Annotated in this window: 27 protein-coding genes and 1 riboswitch; of the genes, 20 read left to right on the forward strand and 7 right to left on the reverse strand. The window is 40.7% G+C overall.

The features are described from left to right. Nucleotides 1-56 precede the first annotated feature (56 nt). Nucleotides 57-578 (reverse strand): energy coupling factor transporter S component ThiW, encoded by a 522-nt coding sequence (gene thiW / locus DYE54_RS07695; protein ID WP_115310686.1) that lies wholly within the window; start codon nucleotides 576-578, stop codon nucleotides 57-59. A gap of 160 nt (nucleotides 579-738) precedes the next feature. Continuing rightward, nucleotides 739-847: riboswitch (TPP riboswitch) on the reverse strand. 219 nt (nucleotides 848-1,066) lie between these two features. Here thiW and DYE54_RS07700 point away from each other — a divergent pair. Beyond that, complete coding sequence (locus tag DYE54_RS07700; protein ID WP_115310687.1) at nucleotides 1,067-1,612, forward strand: GNAT family N-acetyltransferase; 546 nt, start codon at nucleotides 1,067-1,069, stop codon at nucleotides 1,610-1,612. A 97-nt stretch (nucleotides 1,613-1,709) separates the two neighbouring features. On the opposite strand, the gene DYE54_RS07705 is transcribed toward DYE54_RS07700, so the two are convergent. Genes DYE54_RS07705 through DYE54_RS07715 form a run of 3 tightly spaced genes read right to left on the reverse strand, consistent with a single transcriptional unit; the run spans nucleotide 1,710 to nucleotide 5,321 of the window. Then, nucleotides 1,710-3,671: a PTS fructose transporter subunit IIABC gene (locus tag DYE54_RS07705; RefSeq protein WP_115310688.1), complete on the reverse strand. Its 1,962-nt coding sequence runs from the start codon at nucleotides 3,669-3,671 to the stop codon at nucleotides 1,710-1,712. A 10-nt stretch (nucleotides 3,672-3,681) separates the two neighbouring features. Next, nucleotides 3,682-4,578 carry a 1-phosphofructokinase gene (pfkB, locus tag DYE54_RS07710; RefSeq protein WP_115310689.1) on the reverse strand — a complete coding sequence of 299 codons (897 nt, stop codon included), beginning with the start codon at nucleotides 4,576-4,578 and terminating at the stop codon, nucleotides 3,682-3,684. Further along, nucleotides 4,575-5,321 (reverse strand): DeoR/GlpR family DNA-binding transcription regulator, encoded by a 747-nt coding sequence (locus tag DYE54_RS07715; RefSeq protein WP_115310690.1) that lies wholly within the window; start codon nucleotides 5,319-5,321, stop codon nucleotides 4,575-4,577. The genes pfkB and DYE54_RS07715 overlap by 4 nt, the downstream gene beginning before the upstream one ends. Nucleotides 5,322-5,687: 366 nt before the next feature. On the opposite strand from DYE54_RS07715, the gene bioD reads away from it, so the two are divergent. The 5 genes from bioD (at nucleotide 5,688) to DYE54_RS07740 (ending at nucleotide 10,314) form a co-directional block, all read left to right on the forward strand. Next, nucleotides 5,688-6,377 carry a dethiobiotin synthase gene (bioD, locus tag DYE54_RS07720; RefSeq protein ID WP_115310691.1) on the forward strand — a complete coding sequence of 230 codons (690 nt, stop codon included), beginning with the start codon at nucleotides 5,688-5,690 and terminating at the stop codon, nucleotides 6,375-6,377. 93 nt (nucleotides 6,378-6,470) lie between these two features. Continuing rightward, a complete protein-coding gene (gene bioA, locus DYE54_RS07725) occupies nucleotides 6,471-7,820 on the forward strand; it encodes an adenosylmethionine--8-amino-7-oxononanoate transaminase (protein WP_115310692.1) in 1,350 nt (449 codons plus the stop codon). A gap of 155 nt (nucleotides 7,821-7,975) precedes the next feature. Continuing rightward, a complete protein-coding gene (locus DYE54_RS07730) occupies nucleotides 7,976-8,800 on the forward strand; it encodes a class I SAM-dependent methyltransferase (RefSeq protein ID WP_115310693.1) in 825 nt (274 codons plus the stop codon). Between the two features lie 160 nt (nucleotides 8,801-8,960). Continuing rightward, complete coding sequence (locus tag DYE54_RS07735) at nucleotides 8,961-9,353, forward strand: hypothetical protein (protein ID WP_115310694.1); 393 nt, start codon at nucleotides 8,961-8,963, stop codon at nucleotides 9,351-9,353. A gap of 4 nt (nucleotides 9,354-9,357) precedes the next feature. Beyond that, a complete protein-coding gene (locus tag DYE54_RS07740; RefSeq protein WP_115310695.1) occupies nucleotides 9,358-10,314 on the forward strand; it encodes an AEC family transporter in 957 nt (318 codons plus the stop codon). Between the two features lie 156 nt (nucleotides 10,315-10,470). Here the strand turns inward: DYE54_RS07740 and DYE54_RS07745 are convergent, their stop codons facing one another. Continuing rightward, nucleotides 10,471-11,724: a sodium/glutamate symporter gene (locus DYE54_RS07745; RefSeq protein WP_115310696.1), complete on the reverse strand. Its 1,254-nt coding sequence runs from the start codon at nucleotides 11,722-11,724 to the stop codon at nucleotides 10,471-10,473. A gap of 631 nt (nucleotides 11,725-12,355) precedes the next feature. Here DYE54_RS07745 and DYE54_RS07750 point away from each other — a divergent pair. After that, nucleotides 12,356-12,823 carry a GlcG/HbpS family heme-binding protein gene (locus DYE54_RS07750; RefSeq protein ID WP_115310697.1) on the forward strand — a complete coding sequence of 156 codons (468 nt, stop codon included), beginning with the start codon at nucleotides 12,356-12,358 and terminating at the stop codon, nucleotides 12,821-12,823. 15 nt (nucleotides 12,824-12,838) lie between these two features. Here DYE54_RS07750 and DYE54_RS07755 read toward each other — a convergent pair whose 3' ends face one another. Next, nucleotides 12,839-14,074, reverse strand: coding sequence for a M20 family metallo-hydrolase (locus DYE54_RS07755; RefSeq protein WP_115310698.1), 1,236 nt, complete (start codon nucleotides 14,072-14,074; stop codon nucleotides 12,839-12,841). A 244-nt stretch (nucleotides 14,075-14,318) separates the two neighbouring features. After that, entirely contained in the window at nucleotides 14,319-15,203 is an 885-nt protein-coding gene (locus DYE54_RS07760; RefSeq protein WP_115310699.1) for a PocR ligand-binding domain-containing protein, read from the reverse strand. A 296-nt stretch (nucleotides 15,204-15,499) separates the two neighbouring features. Between DYE54_RS07760 and DYE54_RS07765 the strand changes: the two genes are divergently transcribed. The 13 genes from DYE54_RS07765 to DYE54_RS07825 are packed head-to-tail and all read left to right on the forward strand — an operon-like array spanning nucleotide 15,500 to nucleotide 24,913. Then, a complete protein-coding gene (locus DYE54_RS07765; protein WP_115310700.1) occupies nucleotides 15,500-15,787 on the forward strand; it encodes a BMC domain-containing protein in 288 nt (95 codons plus the stop codon). Then, nucleotides 15,787-16,602 carry a propanediol utilization microcompartment protein PduB gene (gene pduB, locus DYE54_RS07770; RefSeq protein WP_115310701.1) on the forward strand — a complete coding sequence of 272 codons (816 nt, stop codon included), beginning with the start codon at nucleotides 15,787-15,789 and terminating at the stop codon, nucleotides 16,600-16,602. Before DYE54_RS07765 ends, pduB begins: the two co-directional genes overlap by 1 nt. 27 nt (nucleotides 16,603-16,629) lie before the next feature. Then, complete coding sequence (locus DYE54_RS07775; RefSeq protein WP_115310702.1) at nucleotides 16,630-18,291, forward strand: propanediol/glycerol family dehydratase large subunit; 1,662 nt, start codon at nucleotides 16,630-16,632, stop codon at nucleotides 18,289-18,291. A 12-nt stretch (nucleotides 18,292-18,303) separates the two neighbouring features. Next, on the forward strand, nucleotides 18,304-18,984 hold the full coding sequence (locus DYE54_RS07780) for a propanediol/glycerol family dehydratase medium subunit (protein ID WP_115310703.1): 681 nt from the start codon (nucleotides 18,304-18,306) through the stop codon (nucleotides 18,982-18,984). A gap of 10 nt (nucleotides 18,985-18,994) precedes the next feature. Further along, nucleotides 18,995-19,513, forward strand: coding sequence for a diol dehydratase small subunit (locus DYE54_RS07785; protein ID WP_115310704.1), 519 nt, complete (start codon nucleotides 18,995-18,997; stop codon nucleotides 19,511-19,513). An 18-nt stretch (nucleotides 19,514-19,531) separates the two neighbouring features. Next, nucleotides 19,532-21,358, forward strand: a complete 1,827-nt coding sequence (locus DYE54_RS07790) for a diol dehydratase reactivase subunit alpha (RefSeq protein ID WP_115310705.1) — start codon at nucleotides 19,532-19,534, stop codon at nucleotides 21,356-21,358. Nucleotides 21,359-21,360: 2 nt separating this feature from the next. After that, on the forward strand, nucleotides 21,361-21,738 hold the full coding sequence (locus tag DYE54_RS07795) for a glycerol dehydratase reactivase beta/small subunit family protein (RefSeq protein ID WP_115310706.1): 378 nt from the start codon (nucleotides 21,361-21,363) through the stop codon (nucleotides 21,736-21,738). Then, nucleotides 21,735-22,331 carry a BMC domain-containing protein gene (locus DYE54_RS10380; RefSeq protein ID WP_147285269.1) on the forward strand — a complete coding sequence of 199 codons (597 nt, stop codon included), beginning with the start codon at nucleotides 21,735-21,737 and terminating at the stop codon, nucleotides 22,329-22,331. The genes DYE54_RS07795 and DYE54_RS10380 overlap by 4 nt, the downstream gene beginning before the upstream one ends. A gap of 46 nt (nucleotides 22,332-22,377) precedes the next feature. Next, the gene (pduA, locus tag DYE54_RS07805; RefSeq protein WP_115310708.1) at nucleotides 22,378-22,647 is read left to right on the forward strand and encodes a propanediol utilization microcompartment protein PduA; all 270 of its coding nucleotides are present in this window, start codon (nucleotides 22,378-22,380) and stop codon (nucleotides 22,645-22,647) included. Nucleotides 22,648-22,668: 21 nt separating this feature from the next. Then, nucleotides 22,669-23,289, forward strand: a complete 621-nt coding sequence (gene pduL, locus DYE54_RS07810) for a phosphate propanoyltransferase (protein WP_115310709.1) — start codon at nucleotides 22,669-22,671, stop codon at nucleotides 23,287-23,289. 9 nt (nucleotides 23,290-23,298) lie between these two features. After that, nucleotides 23,299-24,141, forward strand: coding sequence for an ethanolamine utilization protein EutJ (gene eutJ / locus DYE54_RS07815; protein ID WP_115310710.1), 843 nt, complete (start codon nucleotides 23,299-23,301; stop codon nucleotides 24,139-24,141). Between the two features lie 21 nt (nucleotides 24,142-24,162). Then, nucleotides 24,163-24,654: a PduM family microcompartment protein gene (gene pduM / locus DYE54_RS07820; RefSeq protein ID WP_115310711.1), complete on the forward strand. Its 492-nt coding sequence runs from the start codon at nucleotides 24,163-24,165 to the stop codon at nucleotides 24,652-24,654. Then, nucleotides 24,641-24,913 (forward strand): EutN/CcmL family microcompartment protein, encoded by a 273-nt coding sequence (locus DYE54_RS07825; RefSeq protein WP_115310712.1) that lies wholly within the window; start codon nucleotides 24,641-24,643, stop codon nucleotides 24,911-24,913. The genes pduM and DYE54_RS07825 overlap by 14 nt, the downstream gene beginning before the upstream one ends. Nucleotides 24,914-24,923 lie beyond the last annotated feature (10 nt).

Raw genomic sequence — 24,923 nt, forward strand, 5'->3', positions numbered from 1 at the left:
AATACCCTTTCCAACGGCCTTTGTTGGTAGGGGTATGAGAATTTAGGACCTACCAATTATAAGGTATGTTGTTGTAAGTTCTGTAAGGCTCCGGTACGACGTAATGTGAAGAGCAAAATTCCAGCCAATAGGGAGCCACCTATGGTAGAAACCAAAAAAGGAACCACGTAAGTATAAAACGCTATTTGTCCGGCTGTTTTACCAAGCACTAAAATGGCTAATGGATAAGCAGATAAACCACCTAAAATACCAGTACCGAAGACTTCGGCCCCTAAGGTGAGTAATAGACTGCCTGTCCGATGATATACAAGGCCGGCCAAGAGGGCACCAAACATGCTACCAGGATACGCTAAAATACTCCCTAAACCGAGTAATAGACGTAGTGTACTGGCACAAAAAGCAACGCTAACGCCGGCATAACGGCCTAAGAAAACAGCGCAGAGAATGTTGACCATATGTTGTACAGGCGCACATTTACTAATTCCTACAGGAAAGGAAAAGGTACTGCCTACAACAGCTACGGCGATTAATAAACTAGCTATGGTTACTTTTTTTACATTACTTGAAGATGAATTCATTACAAACTCCTGTAGCGGTCGAGACTGATTGGTCTCCTCTCACGCCGGAACACGGCTTCCCATCGCTGTAATGACAACTGTCGGGCGCTCCCCCGCCAGTTGGTCTTTTCAGACTATATAAAAAACAGAGGTACCAAATACGGTACCTCTGTAAGAGTTTTTGTCGTCTATAACATCTTCCTACGACGGCATTATCCGTATCAGGTATAAGGGTCGAAGTTAGATGACTTCCTCTCAGCCTACATTCATAAGCTCCCCTGAAATTTCTATGGTGATTATAGCACAGCTTAGTATGATTGTGCAACTGAAATTGTGTGCTTTACAGGAATTGATGAGTATGCTATTATAAGACAATCATTTAAATATGTATCTGCCACCGGGTAGAGTGCGTAAGCATGTTGTGCATATCAGTAGGTCTTAGAAGATATGTATAATGTGTTTTTTTATTTTATAAGGGCATTGATAATTTGAGATAGAGGAGAGGCAGTATGAATCTTGTATTTAAGAAGATTACCACAGATGATATTGCAAAATTACAACAAATTGCTAAGGATACATTTAGAGAAACCTTTGGTCATCACAATACAGACGCTGAATTAGCGGCGTATTTCAATACAGCCTTTAGTCATGAGACCTTGACTAAAGAGGTACTGAATCCAGAATCTCAGCATTACTTTGCCATTTTAGATGGCACCATAGCAGGGTATTTGAAATTAAATCAGGGGGCGGCCCAAACAGAACAAGAATTAGAGAATGCCTTTGAGGTACAACGCATCTATGTGTTGCAAGCGTTTCAGGGGCAAGGTTTAGGAAAATTCTTGTTTGAAAAAGCACTACAATTGGCCTGTGAAACTGATTGCGAATGGGTTTGGTTAGGCGTTTGGGATCAAAATTATAAAGCACAACGTTTTTATGCGAAATATCAATTTGAACGCTTTGGTGAGCATCAGTTTCCCGTGGCAGATAAAGTAGATACGGATTGGTTATTGCGCCGTTCGGTCGCATCGTTGCAGGCACAATTTGGAAATAAATAAAAGAAACCCTTATTCTAGGGCATATAATCCAGCAGGTCAGCTTGGTTATACGCGCTATGAATAAGGGCTTTTTTATAAGTAGGGAGAAATTTTATAATTAGTCTTTTAGTGGTTTTTTTAGAATAGCTAACAGAAGTGCTGTTACTACAGAACCAATGAGAATAGCACCTAAGTACATTAATGGATTACCGATTGTAGGTACTACGAAGATACCACCATGAGGAGCTCGTAAAGTGCATTCAAAGGCCATAGATAATGCACCAGCTACAGCGGCACCGATAATACAAGATGGGATTACGCGAATAGGATCAGCGGCAGCAAAAGGAATAGCGCCTTCTGTAATAAAGGATAAGCCCATAATGTAGTTTGTAATCCCTGATTTTCGTTCAGCAGGGGTGAAACGATTTGGGAAGAAGGTTGTGCAAAGCGCGATAGCTAATGGAGGAACCATACCACCTGCCATAACAGCGGCCATGACGCCATATTCGCCGGTAGCTAATAAGCCAGTGCCAATTACATAGGCTGCTTTATTAACAGGGCCACCCATGTCAACAGCCATCATACCAGCAAAGATTAAGCCGATAACCACACGACTACTTGTGTTCATACTTTTTAAGGCATTCATTAAACTCTCGTTTAAAGCACCTACTGGTGGGTTAATGATGAAGGTAATAATAATACCCATGAGAAGAACACCAAGTACGGGATAGAGTAATACAGGTTTGATACCTTCTAATGTATGTGGTAAACCAGAGAAGGCTTTTTTCAATAGAAGCATTAAATAACCAGCCACAAAACCAGCTAATAGTGCTCCTAAGAAACCAGATCCCCCAGCATTGGCTAGATAGCCACCGACAAAACCAACAGCCAATCCTGGGCGGTCAGCAATACTCATGCCGATGAAACCAGCTAATACAGGAAGCATGAAACTAAAGGAAGCACCACCAATTTTCATAAAGAAGGCGGCTAGTTCTGTACCAGAACCGAATTTACTTGGGTCAGCTGGATTAAAATCATCAAATAGGAAGGCCAGTGCAATAAGAATACCACCGCCAATAACGAACGGGAGCATGTGAGAAACACCGTTCATTAGATGTTTGTAGATTTGACGTCCAATGCTGTCGTTAGCTGTTACGGTACTACTTGTATTGTCTTCGCCGTTTGCTTTATAAATTGCGGCTTGACCACTTGTGGCCTCTGTAAGGAGTTCTTTGGCTTTATTAATACCATCGGCTACTTTTACTTGGATGAGTGGTTTACCATTGAAACGGGCCATGGGAACACTTTTATCAGCCGCAACAATAATACAGTCTGCTTGCGCAATGTCGTCAGCGGTAAGAGCATCTTTAACACCACTAGCGCCATTTTGTTCTACTTTAATAGAAATACCCATATCAGCGGCTGTGCGGCTTAATGCTTCGGCTGCCATTGCCGTATGGGCAATGCCTGTAGGGCAAGCCGTTACTGCTAGTACTTGATAGTGATTGGCTAAGGTTACATTGGTAGCGGTGTCGGTTGTTTGTGGCGCCGCTGTAGTAGCTGGTGTTACATTTTGTTCAACTATCGCTAAGGCTTCTGTTTCTGTCATTTTGGGTTTGAATTGGTCGGCTTCTTTAACATCGATTAGTGCCAGGAATCCTTCTACCGTTTGTGCTTTAATTAGCGCTTCTTTAAAAGCTGGATCCATGATGAGGGTCGCTAAATTGGCAAGCACCTGCACATGGGTATCCGCTTCACCTTCAGGGGCGGCAATCATGAAAAATAGTCGTGAGGGCTCACCATCAAGGCTTTCAAAGTCCATACCGGCAGGGACGGTCATAGCGGCTAAGCCAGGCGCCTTTACACCAATGCTTTTGGCATGTGGGGTGGCAAGTCCCATACCAAGGCCGGTGGAACCAGATTCTTCACGAATAAGGACATCTTTTATATATTGTTCTTTGTTTCGTAAGTTGCCACTGGCCTCCATTAAATCCGCTAAGTGACAAATGGCTTCATCTTTTGTACTTGGTGAAGCGTTTAATTGAATGGATTGCTTTTTTAATAAGTCCGTAATTTTCATAATTTTCCTCCTACAGTAATGCTTCTATGTCAGCTCGATTAGCTAGCCACTCTTGAAAGGCGGACGCTGAACCAGCGGCGACACCCATGGCAAGGGCTTTATCGTAGTCTCCTTTTGATTCTAGGTAACCGGCTAAGAATCCAGCGACCATAGAGTCACCAGACCCTACGGAATTGACGAGTGTTCCTTGTGGGACTTTTTTGGTACGCACTTGTCCGTGCTCATCTAATAAAATGGCACCATCGCCAGCACGAGATACTAATACATTGCGGGCCCCTTTAGCTTGTAATTGACGAGCGGCCTTAATAATATCTTCTTCCGTTTCAAAGGTAGTATTAAATACACTTTCTAATTCATGATGATTGGGTTTGATTAAGAATGGTTTATAGGCTAATACATTCATGAGTAAGTCTTGTGTGGCATCTACTATAATTTGAATCTTACGAGTTTGTAAGCGCTCCATAATTTGGCGATACATAGTGTTAGGTAATCCTTTAGGGATACTGCCTGATAAGATGAGAATATCACCATCTACTAATGAATCTAATTGCTGATATAGTGTGGCTACGTCCTCTTCAGTAATGGTAGGGCCTTGCGCATTGATTTCTGTTTCACCTTGGCTTTTGAGTTTTACATTTATGCGTGAAGTACCTGTTTTTAAACGGACAAAGGCTTCTTTACAGCCTTCTTGTTTTACTTGACGGATGATTTCGTCACCGGTAAAACCAGCAATAAAGCCTAGGGCTGTATTGTCATGACCAAGATGGCGCAACACGATGGATACATTGATACCTTTGCCCCCCGCTACGATAAAATCATCGTAAGTACGATTGACACCGTTTGGTTGAAAGGTGTGCAGGCGCATGATATAGTCCAAGGACGGGTTAAATGTTACCGTATAAATCATGGTAATACCTCTCTCACTTCTGTATAGGATGAATAGGCGCCTTTTACGTGTGTTGTAATAATAGTCGCACTTTCTAAAGGGGCAAACGTAATGGGGGAAATTTTATCAAACTTAGAAGAATCACATAGAACGTAAGCATGATGACAGTGATGCATAGCTTTTGTTTTAATGGCGGCTTCTGCTGGATCAGGTGTACTATAACCGCCTTTTACACTTACCCCATTCGCCCCAAAGAATCCTTTGGTAAAGTTAAATACGTCTAATTGTTGTAAGGCGGTGTCGCCAATAATCGCACCTGTTACAGCTTTGACTTGGCCACCAAGCAAAATGACCCGGCCGTGTCGCGCAGCTAAGAAGGCGGCATGGGAGGTTCCGTTGGTAACAAAGGTTACATTTTGGGCTTTTACATAAGGTAAAATACGTTCTGTCGTTGTACCGGCATCAATGAATACAAAATCGTGGTCTTCAATGAGACTAGCAGCTTCGCGGGCAATGGCTTCTTTTTCGTCCGTGAATAGATTGGCTTTGGTATTCATGTCAGGTTCTGTAGTGAAATAATCTACATCACAACTGACAGCACCGCCATGAACTTTTTGTAACAAACCTTTGTTATGTAGTTCTGTTAAGTCACGGCGAATAGTGGCCGCCGAAGAATCTAAGTCTTGCACTAATTCTTGGACAGTAACGGCTCGTTTAGTACGAAGTCGATCGAGAATTAAAGATTGGCGTTCTTCAGATAACATGAGTAGCTCCTAACGTTAACATAGATTGTGAAACATTAAATATATTGAAATATAGTAAATAAATATTTATTAATTCTATGAACTTTACATCTTATTTACAATATAATCATAATCAATCATTTAGTCAATAAAAAACAGACAAAATTGAGCAAATGTAATCATTAACAATAAAATTTTTGCAAAAATGCGATAAATGCATAGAGAATATTAAAAAAGTGAATGGAAATTCAAGGCTTGATAATTATTAGTAAACCATACTAAAGTTGTTGGAGTTGACAATAAAAATCTGACATGGTTAAATAACATTGAAATTACTTTATTTAGTATAGTTTATACAGGTAGCGCTAGGTAGGAAGGGATTATATTATGGCACAAGAAGTACAGAGTAAGGGTTTGTTTGTTGTCGGTACAGGTACGGATGTAGGAAAGACATATATAACAGGTCTACTGGTGAAAGCTTTGCGTGAGGGAGGCTATAAAGCTGGTTATTATAAAGCCGCTGTTAGTGGGGCGCCTTCTATTGCCGACAGTGATGCAGGTTATGTCAATAAAGTAGCTAATATGGGGGCTCCTGAGGATACTTTATTATCGTATTTATATGACCATGCTGTATCACCTCATTTAGCGGCTCAGTGGGAAGGCAATCCGGTAGAACAAAGTGTAGTAACGGCTGCTTTTGAAGCGGCTAAAGAGCGTTATGAGTATGTAACGATGGAGGGCAGTGGTGGTATTATGTGTCCTCTTCGCTATGATGAAATTGATCAGATTTTCTTAGAAGATGTGATTCAATGGTTTCATTTGCCGACTGTATTAGTGGCTCATGCAGGGCTTGGTACGATTAATGCGACTGTATTGACGATTGAATATTTACGTGCCCGTCAGATTCCTGTAAAAGGTGTGATTTTAAATTATTACACTAATAGTCCTATGGAACAGGATAATAAGAAAATGATTGAAACATTAACCGGAGTCCCTGTTATCGCTTGTGTACCAGAAGGGGCCAGTGACTTAGGTGTCAGTGCGGATTCATTAGCAACTTTATATGATGAAGTATGATGTGGTACAGAATAACTGAATAATTGGTTAGTTAAGTAGGTAAGTAATTAGGTAGGTAATTGGGTATATTAGGTATTGAAAGAGGCGATTCGTATGAAATCACAAGTGTGGGTAGAAAAAGATTTAGCGCATATCTGGCATCCTTGTTCTCAGATGAAAGATTATGAAACATTGCCACCGATTGTTATTGACCATGGTAAAGGTTCTTATTTGTATGATGTGGATGGTAAAGAATATATAGATATTATCAGCTCATGGTGGTGCAATTTATTAGGCCATTGTAATCCTAAAATTAATCAGGCAATCAAAGAGCAACTAGATACTTTGGAGCATGTTATTTTTGCTAACTTGAGTCATAAACCAGCGATTACTTTGGCTGAAAAGTTAGTTGAAATTTTACCGAAAGGGTTGAATAAATTACATTTTAATGACAATGGTTCGGGGGCTGTAGAATGCGCGCTTAAAGTGGCGTTTCAGTATCAGTACCAGACGGGTCATCCAGAACGACAGAAGTTTATGTGCCTTAGTGAAAGCTATCATGGTGAAACGATGGGGGCTTTAGCTGTGGGGAGTATGGATTTATTTGCTAAAATGTATCAGCCTATGTTGATGGAAACAATTCATACAGAAGCACCTGATTGTTATCGTTGTCCTTATAATAAAACGCGTGAAACTTGTGATTGTGAATGCTTCGTCCATATGGAAGAAAATTTTGCTAAGCATAGTCATGAGTTAGCGGCTGTAATTGTAGAGCCAATTGTGCAAGGTTGCGCAGGGATGCGTATATATCCACCAGCATATCTCAAAAAATTACGCGCTCTTTGTGATGAATATGGTGTATTACTGATTGCCGATGAAATTGCAACGGGGTTTGGTCGTACAGGTAAAATGTTTGCTTGTGATCATGCCGGTATTACGCCTGATATTATGACTATTTCAAAGGCCTTAACAGGTGGTTATATGCCAATGTCCATTATGGCTGTTACAGATGCGATTTATGATGCTTTTTATGCTGATTATTTCGAATATAAAGCGTTTATGCATAGCCATACTTATAGTGGTAATCCATTGGGCTGTGCTGCCGCCTTAGCGACTATTGATATATTGCAACATGATGGTGTTATGGAAGAAGCGAAGGATAAAGCAGTTTTTCTTCATAATGCGTTGCAAGAAGCCTTAGGCAATCATCCTAATGTAGGTGAAATTCGTCACATTGGTCTTATTAATGCCATTGAATTAGTAAAAGATCCTAAGACAAAGGAACCATTACCAAGTAAGGCTCGTACAGGCTATGAAATTTATAAAAAAGCATTGGACAGAGGTTTGTTATTACGGCCATTAGGTGATATTTTATATTTTAATCCAGCTTTGACAACTCGTGAGGACACCTTAGAAGAAGCCATTCGACGGACAGTAGCTTCCTTTGATGATGTGTTGGGTTAATTATTATTAATAATTTGCATTTGCCATAAAAGTAAAATCAGAGTACTCTATATATAGAAAATATTAAATATGATAAAAATTATCAATTTAAAGCTTGTAATTTATTTTTCTATACATAATGTAACGTTAGAAGTGACGTTATATGGAGGACTTTTATGAGCAATACAACAGTAACAAATGTAAATACAAATAATGAAGAATGGCAAGTAGAGCGTGATGCTTGGAATAGTCGGTCCGAATTTTTTGTGGAACTACATGAGAAAATTGAACGAACGGCACAAGTTGACCATTTTATTGATTTTTTAAGGAAACATGATCTACTACCTGCTACTGGTGGGCGAACGTTAGATATTGGTTGCGGTGTAGGTGACTATGCCCTTGGTTTAGCTAAACTTGGCTATAAAGCGACAGGTATTGATTTGTCGAATGGCATGATAGAAGGTGGGCGCCAGTTAGCTGAAAAAGAAAATTTAGATCTTGATTTATATGTAGCTCCTTGGAGTGAGGTAACACGTTTAGCTTTGGGATGGGATAAAGGCTTTGATTTGACCTATAGTTTTTTCTGCCCGGTTATGTTTGATCCACAAAATATTGAGGCGATGACGCGGACGAGTCGTAATAAATGTTTACTCGTTGCTTTTGCGGGTCGTCAAGATACGATAGTTGATGCATTGACGGAACATTTTTATGGTGTTGATGATTTTGACTGGCAAGCTAATATTGACGGTGTTTTACATAGGGTGAAATCTGTTGGTCAAACGGTCAATGTGGAATATATTACGACACCTGAAGAAGAGTTTTTTACAGAAGAAGAAGCCTTACGTTATTTTACAATGCGTCTTCATAGTGAAGAGTGGGGGTCGGTAGAGGCGATGAAAGAAGAAATTTTACCTTTACTTGCGCCATATCGTCAGGCTGATGGACGTATTCGCAATACGTCAGAAGATAAAGTGGCTTGGATTTCGTGGTCTGTGAAATAGGAAATGGCTTGAAATGAGTATTCATTTCAAGCCGTTTTTTAGTATTAATTATATGTTGCTATGCTTATTGTTATATATATTGAGACTTGCAAACTATGACTAAGCGGGTATAATGGTAGTTAGACGAATTTCGATGACTGGAAGAAAGAAGGGTGATTTTATGAAATATATAATGAAAACATTAAGTATATTAGGTTTTGTTGGTATTTTAAGTTTTGGTTTTATGAGTTCTGTTCAGGCTCAAGATTATTGGTACTATGTAGGTGCCGATAGTTATGATAATACATTATCTATTGATAATAGTAGTGTAGATAAAGATGATAAAGTAGCCCAATTATGGATTCGTGTGATGCGACCAGGTGGGGATTATTATTTTGAAAAGATGGAAATAAAGAAAGACACTCATACGATTCAAACGTTAGAAATCCGATATTTTCATAATAATGGGATCCCTTATAATGATGCAGAGTATACGTATGACAAAACGCCTCAAACGGTGACACCAGGTACTATGGGGGAAGATTTATATAAATTAGTGTGGGGTGCCCAATAAACCAATGATATTGCATATCTTTCTGACAACAGTTATGCCAATTCTGCTGCTAGTGTTAATTGGCTATTTTATGGACAAGAAGTTTCATTTAGATTTAGATACGCTAAGTAAAATTAATTTTTATGTAGTAGCACCAGCATTTTTATTTACGAATACGTATAGTTATACGGTAACCGCAGAAAGCGCAGAAGTTGTATGGCTCACGGTGATTGGCTTTATTGCCACTTGGTTAGCAAGTTTAGTTTTTGAAAACGTATTACGTTTAAAAAAAGAAAAGTGTGGTATTTTTCGAAATGCAGTTCTTTTTAATAATTGCGGTAATATAGGCGTACCGTTAATCGTTTTTATTTATTCCAATGATCCGTTTCTACAAAATGGACAACCTATATGGTTACAAGCGGCTATTGCTATTCAAATTGTTGTATTTGTGTGGCAAAATATAGTGACTAATAGTTTTGGTTTTTATTTTGCTGGACAAGGTAAAATGAGTCGGTATGATGCGTTTTTACTTGTTTTTAAAATGCCTATAATCTATGCAGTAGCCGGTGCTTTATTATGTAATTTTGGCGCTGTACCAATTAAAGAAACCTTCTTTTGGCCGGTGCTTATGAATGTAAGTAATGCACTCGTGATGGTAGCGTTATTTACATTAGGCGTTCAACTAGCGCGGACTCCTTTTGACTTCTTTAATCGAGAAGTTATGTGGGGGAGTGCGGTTCGTTTAATAGCGGGCCCTCTCGTCGCTTGGGGGACCATTGTTGCGTATGATATGTGGGTTGAACCTGTATCAACATTAGTTATGCAAGTATTAGTCATTTCAGCCGCCGTGCCTAGTGGTGTAACAACGGCTCTTATTGCAGGCGTTTTAAAAACGGAAACTGAATATGCTACTCAATTAGTAGTGGCTACTACAGTATTATCGGCCGTCACTTTACCAGTAGTGATTATGCTAGTGAAATAAAAAGAATACAGATAAAAAATCCCCTGTGGTGGTGATGCTAGACCATTGTTCGTAAGAACGCCGGTTTTGTCAGCGCCATCGTAGGGGATTTTTATAATTATATTAAATTTTGTACACATAATAGCTAACTAATTTGCTGTATACATCTCGAGGTGCTTACCAATTCCCCATCCATGTAATAATGATTGCATTGATGAAGTCGATTAAGAAGGCACCAACTAAGGATACGATTAACCAAGCTTTAGGGGATGGGCCATATTTTTCAGCTAAAGACTGCATGTTAGCTAAACCATTGGCTGTAGCACCCATAGCAAAACCAATACCACCAACACCAAGCATTACGCCGTCGTAATTTTTACCAAAGAGTAAGAAGTAACCAAGCCATGCAAAAAGAATCATTAAAAGTGTTTGGGCGATTAAGATTACAATCAATGGAAGCGCTAAGTTGACTAATTCGTATAGTTTTAAACTATTAATCGCCATGGTAACATATACAGTAAGCGCTACTTCAGAGACTACGTTTAGACCGCCACCTTGTACACGATAAGCACCAGTGAAGTCGCCAATGTTACGAATAATAGCGGCTACTAACATTGCACCAATATACGCTGGTAAAGTAATGAGTGTATTTAAATAGCCACTTAATACAGCGCCTAAACCAACGCCAACAAATACAAAAGCGGCACCTTTTAATACGCCATTTACATCCGTTGTTTCTTCTTCTTCAAGAATAGACATATCAAATACATGAGGTTCTAATTGGGCCGAGGCCGCTGATTCTTTGTTTTCACTAGCATCGTCTACTTTGTGAGCCCCTGGTGTTTTAATATTATAGCGTTTAATTAAGAATTCACCGAACGGACCACCTAATACAAGGGCTACAACCATACCAAAGGTAGCGGCTGTGATGGCAACCGTTGTAGCACCTTCAATGCCATAGGTTGATTCAAAATAAGGACCAAAGGCGGCAGAGGTGCCGAGGCCACCCATCAAGGACACAGCGCCTGCTAAGATGCCATAGTGAGGATCAATGCCCATAGCACCAGCAATGGTCATACCTAATAGGTTTTGGAAGAAACCTAGTACAGAAGAAATTACTAAATACAGAATGAGGGCTAGACCACCATATTTGATTAACTTTAAGCTCGCCATCATACCGATTGTCGTAAAGAACACTAATAAGGCAACGGTAGACAAGGTATTATCAAAATCTACTTGTAAAATACCATTTACGCGTAAACCAGAGAGTATAAATGCTAATGGTAACCCGCCAATTACAGCGGCTGGTAGACTAAGTTTTTGAAATAAATGAACTTTGTTTTTAATCCAAACCCCAATAAAATACGTTACAAATGCGAGTGCGACAGCTTGTGTACTACTAATTTTGACAGTCAAGATTTCTGCGCCCATAAACAACGCCTCCTTTGAGCATGTGAATGACCCCTTTTTATGGTGAAATGGGGGTTTCATAATACGGATGCGTTGTATTGGATATAGAGTATTAAACCTTAGATTATGAATACGTAAAGCAAATCGTACTATGAAACAAAAATGAGAATTTGAGAAAGTTAATATTCACTGGAAAAGTACTTTCTTACACGTAATTATACGGCTGACTTAATTATACTATGGTGATGGTTAAAAATACAATAGTTTTACGAAAATTTTCTATGTATACAAAATCATGTATACCACTATAGAGTTAATATGCACGGCTTTGCGATGTTTTTATTTTTTATAAAAACTCAAAATATATTCTATATCTTGTGTATTAATTACAATTAAAGTGACTGTTTATGCGCATAATTTCAGAATTAATTCATGAAAATAAACATTTTAGAATACATATGTAATGTAAAAAAAGACAAAATGTAATGCTGTGATAGAAGAAAGTATAGTTACAGTCTCTAATGGCAGTTCTTGTTAGGGTTTGTATCTTATTGGTAGATATGTCATAAAAAGCGTATAATATAAACAAAAATAGCTTATAGATGGACATCTATAAGCTATGAGTTGAATGATTTGAGAAAGGAGTCTTAATATGAGTGAAGTAAGTGAGTTAACTTCAGAACTATCAAGTGCAGCTGAAGCTACTGTATTGCGTAAAATGGCAAAGTTATTATTAGAAGGGGCCGAGCATAAAGCCGAGGAATTAGGCGTGCCTATGGTTATTTCTATTGTGGATGCTCATGGTAACCCTGTTTTATTGTATCGCATGGTAAATGCTCTCTTAGTGAGTACTGACATAGCTGCCGGTAAAGCGTATACAGCGGTTGCCTTTAAATGTAAAACCGCTGTATTGCACGATAAAGTTCAGCCTGGGGCGAATTTATTTCAGGTAGAATCGATGGTATCAAGACGATTGGTAACATTTGCTGGTGGGTACCCTCTCAAGTTAGGCAAGCAAATCATTGGTGGTTTAGGTGTTAGTGGAGGTACGGTAGATCAAGATACCGCTGTAGCGGAAGCGGCTTTAGCTTATATGGAAGCACAGTGTTTAAATAGTTAGGTTAACTTAAGGGGATTATTGTTGATCTAAATATTGCACAAGTTCTAAGAGATATTGTGTGCCAGCCACTAAATCGTCAATATTAATGGCTTCTGCTGGGTTGTGACTGATACCTTTTTCACAAGGGATAAAAATCATACCTACATCAGTATAATCGCCCCAATTCATAGCATCATGGCCAGCGCCACTGGGTAAGGTCATGTAGTTATAATTGCCTTTGTTAGCAACTGTTTCCATAGCATTCAGCATTGTTTTACTCATCATGAGTGGTGTTTCATTGGCTATGAGTTCTAGGTCAATTGGAATCTGGCGAGTATTGCTAATTTCAGTAATAGCAGCTAGAATGTCTTCGGCAACATCAGTTTTAGCTGTATTTGAAATGCTACGAATATCAAGCCCTAAGGTGACTTCACCAGGAATTACATTCATTACGCCAGGGGTAGCTTCAATCACACCTATAGTCGCTACTACAGGTGTAGGTTCATAGGCTTTGGCAATACGTTCGGTTGCTAAAATAATATCAGCTGCTGCACAGAGACCATCATGACGATGTGTCATTGGAGTTGCCCCACTATGCCCCGCCGTGCCGTGAATGTGCACTTTATAGCGCGTAGGGGCGGCAATACCAGTGACAATGCCAAGCTGATGTTTGGTTGTTTCTAGGACGAGGCCTTGTTCAATGTGAAGCTCTAAAAATGCTTTAAGTGGTGTATGATAAGAGCCATGGGGTACTTTTTCAGGATCCATACCACGCTGTTGTAGTACTTCGTAAAGGCTAAGCCCCGTTTTATCGCTTAGTTGGATGAGTCGTTGTTTACTTAGTTGACCACGCATAGCTTGACTACCAAGGGTGGCAGAGCCAAAGCGGCTGGATTCTTCACACATAAAGAGGGCAATATCAATAGGTGATTCGAGGCGCTTATTAGATGTTTGTAAGGCTCTTACGACCTCAATGGCGGCTACAATACCAGCCAGGCCATCGTAGTGTCCACCTTGGGGGACGCTGTCTGTATGAGAACCTATCATGATGGCTGGTGCACTAGGATTTAACCCTTTATAGCGTCCTACTACATTGCCGAAGTTATCATATTGTATAGTGAGTTTCAGTTCTTTTAGGCAATCAATTAGATACGCCCGTCCTTGCCAATCTTGTTCAGTAAAGGCAACACGGTTAATGCCAGGAATACCTTCGATTGTACTGAGGGCATGCATTTGATTTAGATGTTGTTGGAGACGGTCTTTGTGTATCATACTAACTCCTTTGGTTTTAATGTAGTAAACGGTATGGTAGTTATAGCTATTATATGATAGTTTATATATCATATGTCATATAATGTATAAGCTATTAATTATAAAATTCAAATTATATAAAAAAGCAGTATTTAATTCATGTAAAATATGTCGTTATGGCGGAAGTGATTGAAAAGCAGGCCTTGGTGGCCTCAGCCTTTCAATCCGTCAAGTTTACGGCGTAAAGAATTAAATACTGCTTTTATTATTTATATTTTCTCCGATAAGAATGTGGTGTTTCAGACGTGGCTTCTTTGAAGACTTTGCAGAAGTAACTAGGGCGGTTATAGCCAAGATTACGAGCAATGGATTCGATGGAAGAGTCTGACCCACGGAGCATGAGTTTCGCTTGGTCTAGTTTACGTTCATTAATATATTGTACTAGCGAGAGCCCCACTTCTTGTTTGAAAATCTTAGACAGATACGATTCGCTTAAATATACATGATTAGCAATATCTCGCAAAGATGGATTATGGCATAAATTTTTATCGATGTATGTCAAGGCTCGTTTAATCTCTGGTCGATAGTTGGTTTTCATCTGCTGACAACTACTACAATTAGTGCTTTGTAATTCCGGTAAATCAAGACTCATGTTGAGGATATCTGGAAAATGATGTCCAGCCATGAGATTCAATACTTTAGTCGCGCTAGTGATTTCTTCTGATGAGTAGGTTGGTAATTGGCGATAGTAGCTTTTTAGCGTACTATCGTTATGCCATTCGCTACGTGCCGTAATTAAAGGCATTTGGGAATCAGTAGCGATAGTTTGTCCCGCTACGATATAACCTAGTAGATGGCCATTATGAATGATAGGCACAGAAATATCAATAATACCTGCATGACAGCGATAAGCTGAAGGACACCGCCCTTTAGACGCTTCCAGTCCACCATAGGCATCACAATAGGCACAAAGGCGCGATAAGGTTGGATGACTGCGAACATATTTGCAGAACTTACTAAAATTATATTTGTTAGAGAGGACTCGACCACGTAGGTCTACATATACGGCCGCTAAGTCCGTAATGTTAGTAAAATCGCGCATGATTTCATTAACCATGCTTGATTCAGTCTTAAAATTATTGGTTGGCACCGTTGCCACCCCCTTTTTTTCTGTTGTATGGGCGTACAAACAAAATAAAAAAAGATTGAAAAGTAGTAATAATTAAAATGATAAAAAATCATGATGAATACAGAACTTACTATAATTTTATGACTTTTAATAATTATTATTATAACAAAAAATTGTTATTTGCAGAATAAAATAATAAAATTTAGCAAAAATGTGTTAAAAAATAGGATACTGTTATTTTGTATACTATTTTTATACAGAACCGCAATATTTGTGGTAGAAAAATAGGATTGCGCCAAAGATAGGAGATGAATTGTATGTCGCAAGAAGCATTGGGCATGGTTGAGACGAAAGGCTTAGTAGGAGCTATCGAAGCAGCAGATGCCATGGTAAAAGCTGCTAATGTATCATTAGTTGGCACTGAAAAGATAGGATCTGGTTTGGTAACTGTTATGGTACGTGGTGATGTAGGTGCTGTTAAAGCCTCTGTAGATGCAGGTGCGGTAGCGGCAGAACGAGTTGGCCAAGTGGTATCTACTCATGTTATTCCACGGCCTCATAGTGAAGTGGAACGCTTGATCTTAAAAGAGAAAGGTGATGCGTAATGAGTAATACGGAGCAAATGGTAGACGAAATTCTAAAGCGTGTTTTAAGTAAGGCTGATAATTTGTCAGCTACATCTAACAAGCAAAGTGAAAACAAAGGAGCGGAACAAGTTATGGCGAATAGTTGCAGTTTAACAGAATTTATCGGCACAGCTAAATTCGGTGACACAATTGGTTTAGTAATTGCTAACGTAGATCAGCAAGTGTTAGACGCTATGAAATTGACTAAAAAATATCGTTCTATCGGTGTTGTTGGTGCTCGTACTGGTGCTGGCCCTCACATTATGGCAGCTGATGAAGCAGTAAAAGCAACGAATACTGAAATCGTAAGTATTGAATTAGCGCGCGATACTAAAGGCGGTGCTGGTCATGGTTCTTTAATCATCTTTGGTGGCGATGATGTATCCGATGTAAAACGGGCTGTAGAAGTTACCCTTAAAGAAGTGGAACGGACTTTTGGTGATGTATATGGCAATGAAGCAGGTCATATTGAATTACAATATACGGCGCGCGCTAGTCATGCGATTAATACCGCATTTGGGGCTCCTGAAGGTAAAGCCTTTGGCCTTATTGTAGGTGCACCAGCAGCGATTGGTGTAGTTATGGCCGATGTAGCTGTTAAAGCGGCTAATGTAGATGTAGTTGGCTATGGTTCACCAGCTAGTGGCACAAGTTTCTCCAATGAAGTTATTTTACAAATCTCTGGTGATTCCGGTGCTGTTCGTCAAGCCGTTATTACAGCTCGTGATGTAGGTAAAGAATTATTAGGTACTTTGGGTAGTGAACCTAAAAATGATGCCCCTTCTTATATCTAACCCTTATACAGAAAGGAAGCTTGAAATATGAGATCAAAACGTTTTGAAGTATTAAGTCAGCGCCCTGTTAATCAGGATGGATATGTAAAAGAGTGGGTAGAAGAAGGCTTTATAGCTATGGAATCCCCACAAGATCCAAAGCCTAGTATTCGGATTGAAAATGGTAAAATTGTTGAACTTGACGGTAAACGCCGTGAAGATTTCGACTTAATCGATACATTTATTGCTAATTATGCAGTTCGTTTAGAACGAGCTGAAGAAGTTATGGCTATGGATTCCCGTCAAATTGCTAATATGATTTTGACGCCAACTGTACCTCGTAGCGAAATTGCTAGCCTAGCTAAATCGATGACACCAGCTAAGATGGTAGAAGTAGTTAGCCATTTTAATGTAGTTGAAATGATGCAATGTATGCAGAAAATGCGTGCCCGTCGCACCATGGCTAATCAGGCGCATGTAACGAATGTTAATGACAACCCGGTTCAAATTGCCGCTGATGCAGCCGAAGGGGCATTCCGCGGGTTTGCAGAAGAAGAAACGACAGTAGCAGTTGCTCGTTATGCGCCGCTAAATGCTATTAGTATTCTTGTTGGTTCTCAAGCTGGTCGCCCTGGTGTATTAACGCAATGCTCCTTAGAAGAAGCGACTGAATTAGAACTTGGTATGCGCGGTTTTACAGCGTATGCAGAAACTATTTCAGTATATGGGACGGAAGATGTATTCACTGATGGTGATGATACACCATGGTCTAAAGCATTTTTGGCCTCAGCCTATGCTTCTCGTGGTTTAAAAATGCGGTTCACTTCTGGTACAGGTTCTGAAGTACAGATGGGCCAAGCAGAAGGTAAATCCATGTTATACCTTGAAACTCGTTGTCTCTACATTACTAAAGGGGCTGGCGTACAAGGTATCCAAAATGGATCTGTAAGTTGTATCGGTATTCCAGCAGCGGTACCATCGGGGATTCGCGCTGTTATTGCGGAAAACTTAATTGCGGCTATGCTCGATCTTGAATGTGCGTCTAGTAATGACCAGACATTCAGTCATTCTGATCTACGTCGTACGGCTCGTACTCTTATGCAATTCTGTCCGGGTACTGACTTTATCTGCTCTGGTTATAGCTCCACACCAAACTATGACAACATGTTTGCTGGTTCTAACTGGGATGCAGAAGACTATGATGATTGGACAATTATTCAACGTGACCTTAAAGTCAATGGTGGCTTGAAACCAGTTCGTGAAGAAGAAGTGGTAGCAGTTCGTAATAAAGCGGCTCGAGCACTTCAAGGTTTATTTGCCGAATTAGGTTTGCCAGCTATTACGGATGAAGAAGTGGAAGCGGCTACTTACGCTCATGGTTCTAAAGACATGCCTGAACGTGATAAAGTAGCTGATATTAAAGGGGCTGCCGATATTATGGCTCGTGGTGTAACAGGGATTGACTTTGTTAAAGGCCTTGCCAAACGTGGCTTTAATGATATTGCCCAAAGCGTACTTAATTTGTTAAAACAAAAAATTGCTGGTGACTATTTGCAAACAGCGGCTATTTTTGATGATAAGTTTAATGTAAACTCCGCTATTAATAATCCAAATGATTATGCTGGTGTAGGTACTGGCTATCGCTTGGAAGGCGAAGATTGGGAAACTATCAAAAATATTCCAAATGCAATTGATCCACGAGATATATAAGGAGGAATCCACATGGCTGAAGTTAATGAGCAAGTTTTACGCGCACTCATCATGGAAGTGCTTAAAGAAATGGGCACTGCTAGCGAGCCTGTAACATTCTCTGGCTCCTCCGCAGCACCTGCTTCACGTCCTAAAGAAGACGATACAGATGATACCTGGATTCAAACAGGTGGTCCTGCTGAATCTCATACAGCCCCTGATGAAGTTGTAATTGCCGTAGGGCCGGCCTTTGGTCGTAGCCAACGGACTACGATTGTAGGGGTACCACATCGCAATGTAATTCGCCAACTAGTAGCAGGTATTGAAGAAGAAGGGTTAAAAGCACGCGTAGTTCGTGTATATCGTTCTTCCGACGTAGCGGCTGTTGCTGTAGAAGGGGATAAATTATCTGGTTCTGGTATTTGTATCGGTATTCAATCTAAAGGGACTACGGTAATTCACCAACGTGATTTACAACCATTATCTAATTTAGAATTATTCCCACAAGCACCATTGCTTACAGAAGAAGTATATCGCGCCATTGGTAAGAATGCAGCTAAATATGCAAAAGGGGAATCTCCTACACCAGTAGCGACCTTAAATGACCAGATGGCACGGCCTAAATATCAAGCCTTGTCAGCCCTATTACACATTAAAGAAACAAAACGGGTAGTTAAAGGTAAACCGGCTGATGAATGCCGTGTGAGCCTATAAGGAGGCCACTATGAGTACAGAAATGGAATCTATGATTCGTAAGATTTTAGAAGATATGCAAAAAGGCGCACCAGCACCTATGACAGCTAGCACTACACATAGTGCACCGACTGGTCGCACCGCTACGGTAGCTGATTACCCAATTGCTAAAAAACATCCTGAGTGGATTCGCGTAGGCGATAAAGGTCTTGATGACATTACCTTAGACAGTGTTATGAACGGCCAAGTGTCGATGGAAGATATGCGCATTAGTCCTGAAATTTTAAAAGCACAAGGACAAATTGCTAAAGCAGGTGGTCGCGATCAAATCGAATTTAACTTCTCTCGTGCCGCTGAAATGACTAAAGTAGGCGATAAGCGTTTGCTTGAAATGTATAATGCTCTTCGTCCTTATCGTTCTTCTAAGCAAGAATTGTTGGCGATGGCTGATGAATTAGAACGAGAATATGGTGCTGTTATTTGTGCAGATTTCGTTCGTGAAGCGGCAGAAAATTATGAACGCCGTAAAAAATTAAAAGGTGATAACTAAGAGTTAGGAGTTAAAGATATGAAGCGAGTCGTTGGTATTGATATAGGAAACTCCACAACTGAATCAGCTTTGGCGGAAATTCATGAGTCTGGTGAAGTCCGTTTCCTAGGGTCGGCCATTGCAGATACGACTGGCATTAAGGGGACCAAAGATAATATTCAGGGATTGTTTGCCTCCCTTAGACAATTAGTTGCCAAAACGGGCCTGTCCTTGCAGGACATCGATTTAATACGTATCAATGAAGCTACCCCGGTTATTGGCGATGTGGCGATGGAAACAATTACTGAAACAATTATTACTGAATCAACGATGATTGGTCATAATCCTAAAACCCCTGGTGGACTGGGTATCGGCGTTGGGCAGACGGCTCATATATTACAACTACTAGATAAACCTATGACTGAGGACTACATCGTAGTGGTACCAAAAGAAATAGATTTTCAACTAGTAGCGGAATTAATTAATGCCTATGTAGTGAAAGGCTATCATATTACGGGCGCTATTTTGCAAGCTGATGATGGCGTGTTGGTAGCGAATCGGTTACAACAACCGATACCGATTATTGATGAAGTGGCGTATGTCGATAAAGTGCCGCTGGGTATGCTCGCAGCGGTAGAAGTTGTAGAACCGGGCAAAGTTATTTCACAATTATCAAATCCCTATGGGATTGCTACCGTGTTTAAATTATCAGCGGAAGAAACTAAGAATATAGTACCGATTGCACGGGCTTTAATTGGCAATCGTTCAGCAGTAGTTATTAAGACGCCTGCTGGGGATGTAAAAGAACGTGTCATTCCTGCTGGCTCCGTCGTTGTCAGTGGCGATGGACGTACGGTATCCGTTGATATATCAGCTGGGGCGGAACAAATTATGGCTACTCTTGGCCAAGTATCAAAAATTGAAAATGTGTGTGGTGAAGCGGGTACTAATGTAGGGGGCATGCTTGAAAAAGTTCGTCAAACTATGGCTAATCTGACTAATAAATCACCGAATGATGTATTTATTGAAGATTTATTAGCAGTAGATACGTCGGTGCCGATTAATGTTAAAGGCGGGCTCGCTGGTGAGTTCTCTATGGAACAAGCGGTAGGCATTGCTTCCATGGTAAAATCGGACCATTTGCAGATGGAAATTATTGCCAAGGAAGTGGAACGAGAATTACGCATTCCTGTTGAGATTGGAGGACAAGAAGCAGAATCTGCTATTTTAGGGGCCTTAACTACACCAGGTACAGAAACACCATTAGCGATTCTTGACTTAGGCGCTGGCTCAACGGATGCTTCTATTATGGGGCCTGATGGTAAAGTGAAGGCGATACATCTAGCTGGCGCTGGTAATATGGTCACTATGTTAATCAACTCCGAGTTAGGTCTTGAAGATATTCACTTAGCCGAAAGTATTAAAAAGTTCCCGTTAGCCAAAGTCATTAGTGTATACCACATTCGACACGAAGATGGTAACGTACAGTTCTTTACGGATCCATTGCCGGCTTCTTTATTTGCAAAGACCGTTATTGTAACGGATGAAGGACTCGTTCCCATTGAAGGGGATGTGTCCATGGAGAAGATAAAGATTGTCCGTCAAACAGCTAAAGAACGAGTATTTGTGACGAATTCCTTACGAGCTTTACGTACTGTAAGTCCAACTCATAATGTACGGGATATTCCATTTGTTGTTATTGTGGGCGGGTCTGCTTTAGATTTTGAAGTACCACAACTGGTAACCGATGCCTTATCACATTTTAATTTGGTGGCTGGTCGAGGCAATGTACGAGGCACTGAAGGAGCACGTAATGCGGTGGCAACAGGACTTATCCTGGCCTATGCTAAAGAACGGAGGGGATAAATATGGAACTTGTCATCACGGCAAAACCCACGATTATGATTTATTACCACCAAGGTATAGGGCCAGAACAGTTTCAAGATGTGTTATATGGCATTGAAGAAGAAGGAATTCCTTATACATTAGAAGAACGGGCCATAAGTAGTGAAGTTTTGACCATGGCCGATGAAGCCTCTCATGTATCGGCTTTGTCGGTAGGGTTAGGTTGTACGGCTGAAACGTTGGTACTTAGTTATAAAAATTTGCCGCCAGAACAATTTATGTACCGGTTGCAACATTATAAAAAAGAAAAACAAGCTATGCGTGCATTGGGTGCCAATGCCGCACGGTTAGTAAAGGGGAATCCTTTTAAGTCCGACCCCAGATTGGAGGTGGCATTTTGAAAGACGCATTAGGACTTGTAGAAGTGGCCGGCTTAGCGAGTGCTATTCAAGTAGCCGATGTCATGGTAAAGTCAGCGAATGTAACAATGATTGATATAGAAAAGGCGAAGGGTAACGGTTGGATGACTGTTAAGGTTCGCGGTGATGTAGGCGCCGTACAGGCAGCTGTACAAGCTGGTGCGGCAGAGGCCCAACAGTTTGGTCATCTTATTGCGCAGAAGGTAATACCAAGACCTGCTGAAGGACTTGATACTTGGTTATTGGCTAGTGGTGGTGAAACTGTATTACAAGGCATTTCCGTAAAAGCAGCTCCAAAGCCTGAGAAAGTTAAGGAAGCTGTGCCTGTAGTAACGGAATCGGTAACACCAACTCCAAAGCAAGAAAAAGCTAAACCAAAGGCCACTGAGCCAGAAGCAACAGCTGATGAAACGAAAAGCGCATTGCTAGAAGTTTTTAAGCCAGGTAGTACGGCTAACGCAAATACTACATCAGTTAGTAAGCTAGCTAAAACTAATACAAGCGCAAGTTCGCCAGCTAAAGCGACCCCAAAGAAGCGAACAAGTCGCGCTAAAAGTACGAAGCCAAAGGCATAAGCCTTGGTATATAACAAAGTAAAGATGTTTTAAAGGAGGATTTACAATGAATAATGCATTAGGCATGGTAGAAACAAAAGGCTTAGTAGGCGCAATTGAAGCGGCTGACGCAATGGTTAAAGCAGCGAATGTAACGTTGACTGGTTATGAAAAAATCGGTTCTGGCTTGGTAACTGTTATGGTACGCGGTGATGTAGGGGCTGTTAAAGCTGCCGTAGATGCTGGTTGTGCAGCAGCTAGCAAAGTAGGTGAAGTGGTATCTACCCATGTAATCCCTCGTCCTCATGGCGATGTAGAAAGCATTTTAGTTAAATAATAACGTGTAAAGGATGTAATTATGGATAGAGATGCTTTAAAAGCGCTCATTCGTCAAGTTATCCAAGACGTCCAAACGCCAGTGATTCCTATTGGAATATCTAATCGACACATTCATTTAAGCCAAGCTGATTATGATCACTTATTTCCTCATATTACATTGCAACGGAAAAAAGATTTAAAACAGCCTGGTGAGTTTGCTTCGGAGCAGTTTGTAACCTTAGTGGGTCCTAAAAATGAAATCACTAAGGTTCGCCTCTTAGGGCCTTTGCGCAAAGCATCTCAAGTTGAAATTTCTATGACCGATGCTCGTACATTAGGGGTAAATCCACCAATTGTATTATCCGGCCATTTAGAAACGGCGGTGCCTATTACGCTCAAAACAGAGCATGCGCAATTGACATTACCTTGTTGTATTGTGGCTAAACGTCACATACATGTAAATGCTGAGGATGCGCCTAAATTAGGCGTTGTAGATGGAGAAACTGTAGCTGTGCGAGTTGGATCGGAACAGAGAACCACGGTGTTTGAAGATGTGATGATTCGGGTATCGCCTAGTTATGTAACAGAAATGCACTTGGATACGGATGAGGCGAATGCAGCTCAAGTAGGAAATAATACGACAGCAACAATTATAAGGTAGGTGGCAAGTATGCGGAGCATAGACGAAGTGAATGAATTATTGGTAGCTTTTAATCAGTGTGTGTTAGAAGGACCAGCACGGACAATTTCAGAAACGGAAGCTAGTACATTACGAGTAGGGATTGACTTAGGTACTTCTTCGATTGTTATTGCTGTTGTAGATGAAGCTGGACTACCAGTATACGGCGCTTTGGAATATGCAAAAGCAGTACGTGATGGATTAGTAGTAGATTATATAGGAGCCGTAACGATAACACGTCGCTTAAAAGCTGAAGCAGAAGCAGCGTTAGGATGCTCACTTACAAGGGCGGCAGCGGCAGTACCACCAGGGACGTTAGGTAAGAATAAAGATGTTGTAAGCCATGTATTAGAAGGGGCTGATTTTGAAGTGACAGCTATCTATGATGAACCTACAGCTGCCGCTAAGGTTCTTGGCTTGGTTAATGGTGCTGTTGTAGATGTAGGTGGTGGTACTACAGGAATTACCATCATTAAGCGGAGCAAAGTAAGCTATACCGTTGATGAGCCTACAGGTGGTTCTCATATGACATTGGTGTTAAGTGGGAGCTATGGTATATCGCAAGAAGAGGCCGAAACGTTAAAACGAGATGCTTCACAAGAGCGTGAAGTATATCCGTTAGTTCGTCCCGTTGTTGAAAAAATGGCCACCATTTCTGCCAACGCGCTAATCACGGGTAAATATCGTAAAACCGGTCCTGTATATGTTGTTGGTGGTGCTACTAATTTTACAGAATTTGCGGATACCTTTAAAAAGGTAGTTGGTCGTGAGGTAATTAAGCCTCTATATCCAGAATTTGTAACACCCTTAGGAATTGCGTTAGGCAGTTCTTAGGGTTCTGAAACAGAGGTAAGTATGGACGAAATTATTGCAGTAGTACTCAAACGCTTGCAGGCGCGAATGAAAAGCCAAGCTACGGTAGACTTGGCTGACGAAAATTCGCTTGTTGAAACTAGTTTGCTCCATCATCATTACATTAAAGTAACTGGCGTCACACAGGCTCATTTAGAAGCGTTGCAACAACGTCAAGCGGGGCCTTGGTTGACTTGGATGGACCAAGCCATTGCGTATGGCTGTGACATTAGCTTAGTAACTACTATGGTGGTAAATCAGCAGTGGAATCCTGAAATGATACTTCAGTGGCCTGTACGTTTCATCGATAAACAAGGGCGGCAGGTATATAGTTTTAAAGAGCGAATTATTAGTGCGTCAGCGATTCGTACCTGCAAGAATGAGTCCGTTATTCTTAAATTTCGTGGACAACGATTCACCGCTTTAGGGCTTGACGAATTGCGGTCCCGCCAGCTGGAATGTGTAGAAGGGACGAAGCGATATGCAGACTGGTAGAGTAATAGGTAGTATTGTATCTACGCAAAAGCATGATTCCTTAGTAGGGTTGAAGCTTATGATTGTACAATACGTAGATGGCAACCAAGAACCGTTACCTTCCTATGAAGTGGCGGCTGATACAGTTAGCGCGGGGATTGGTGAATATGTGCTGTTGACACGAGGATCATCGGCCCGGCATGTATTTGGCGATGATGAACATACTAATAGTGCAGTCGATTGTGCTATTGTAGGGATTATTGATAGTTTTGATAAATGAGGAGGCCAGC

Source organism: Veillonella criceti (assembly GCF_900460315.1).
Lineage (GTDB): Bacteria > Bacillota > Negativicutes > Veillonellales > Veillonellaceae > Veillonella_A > Veillonella_A criceti.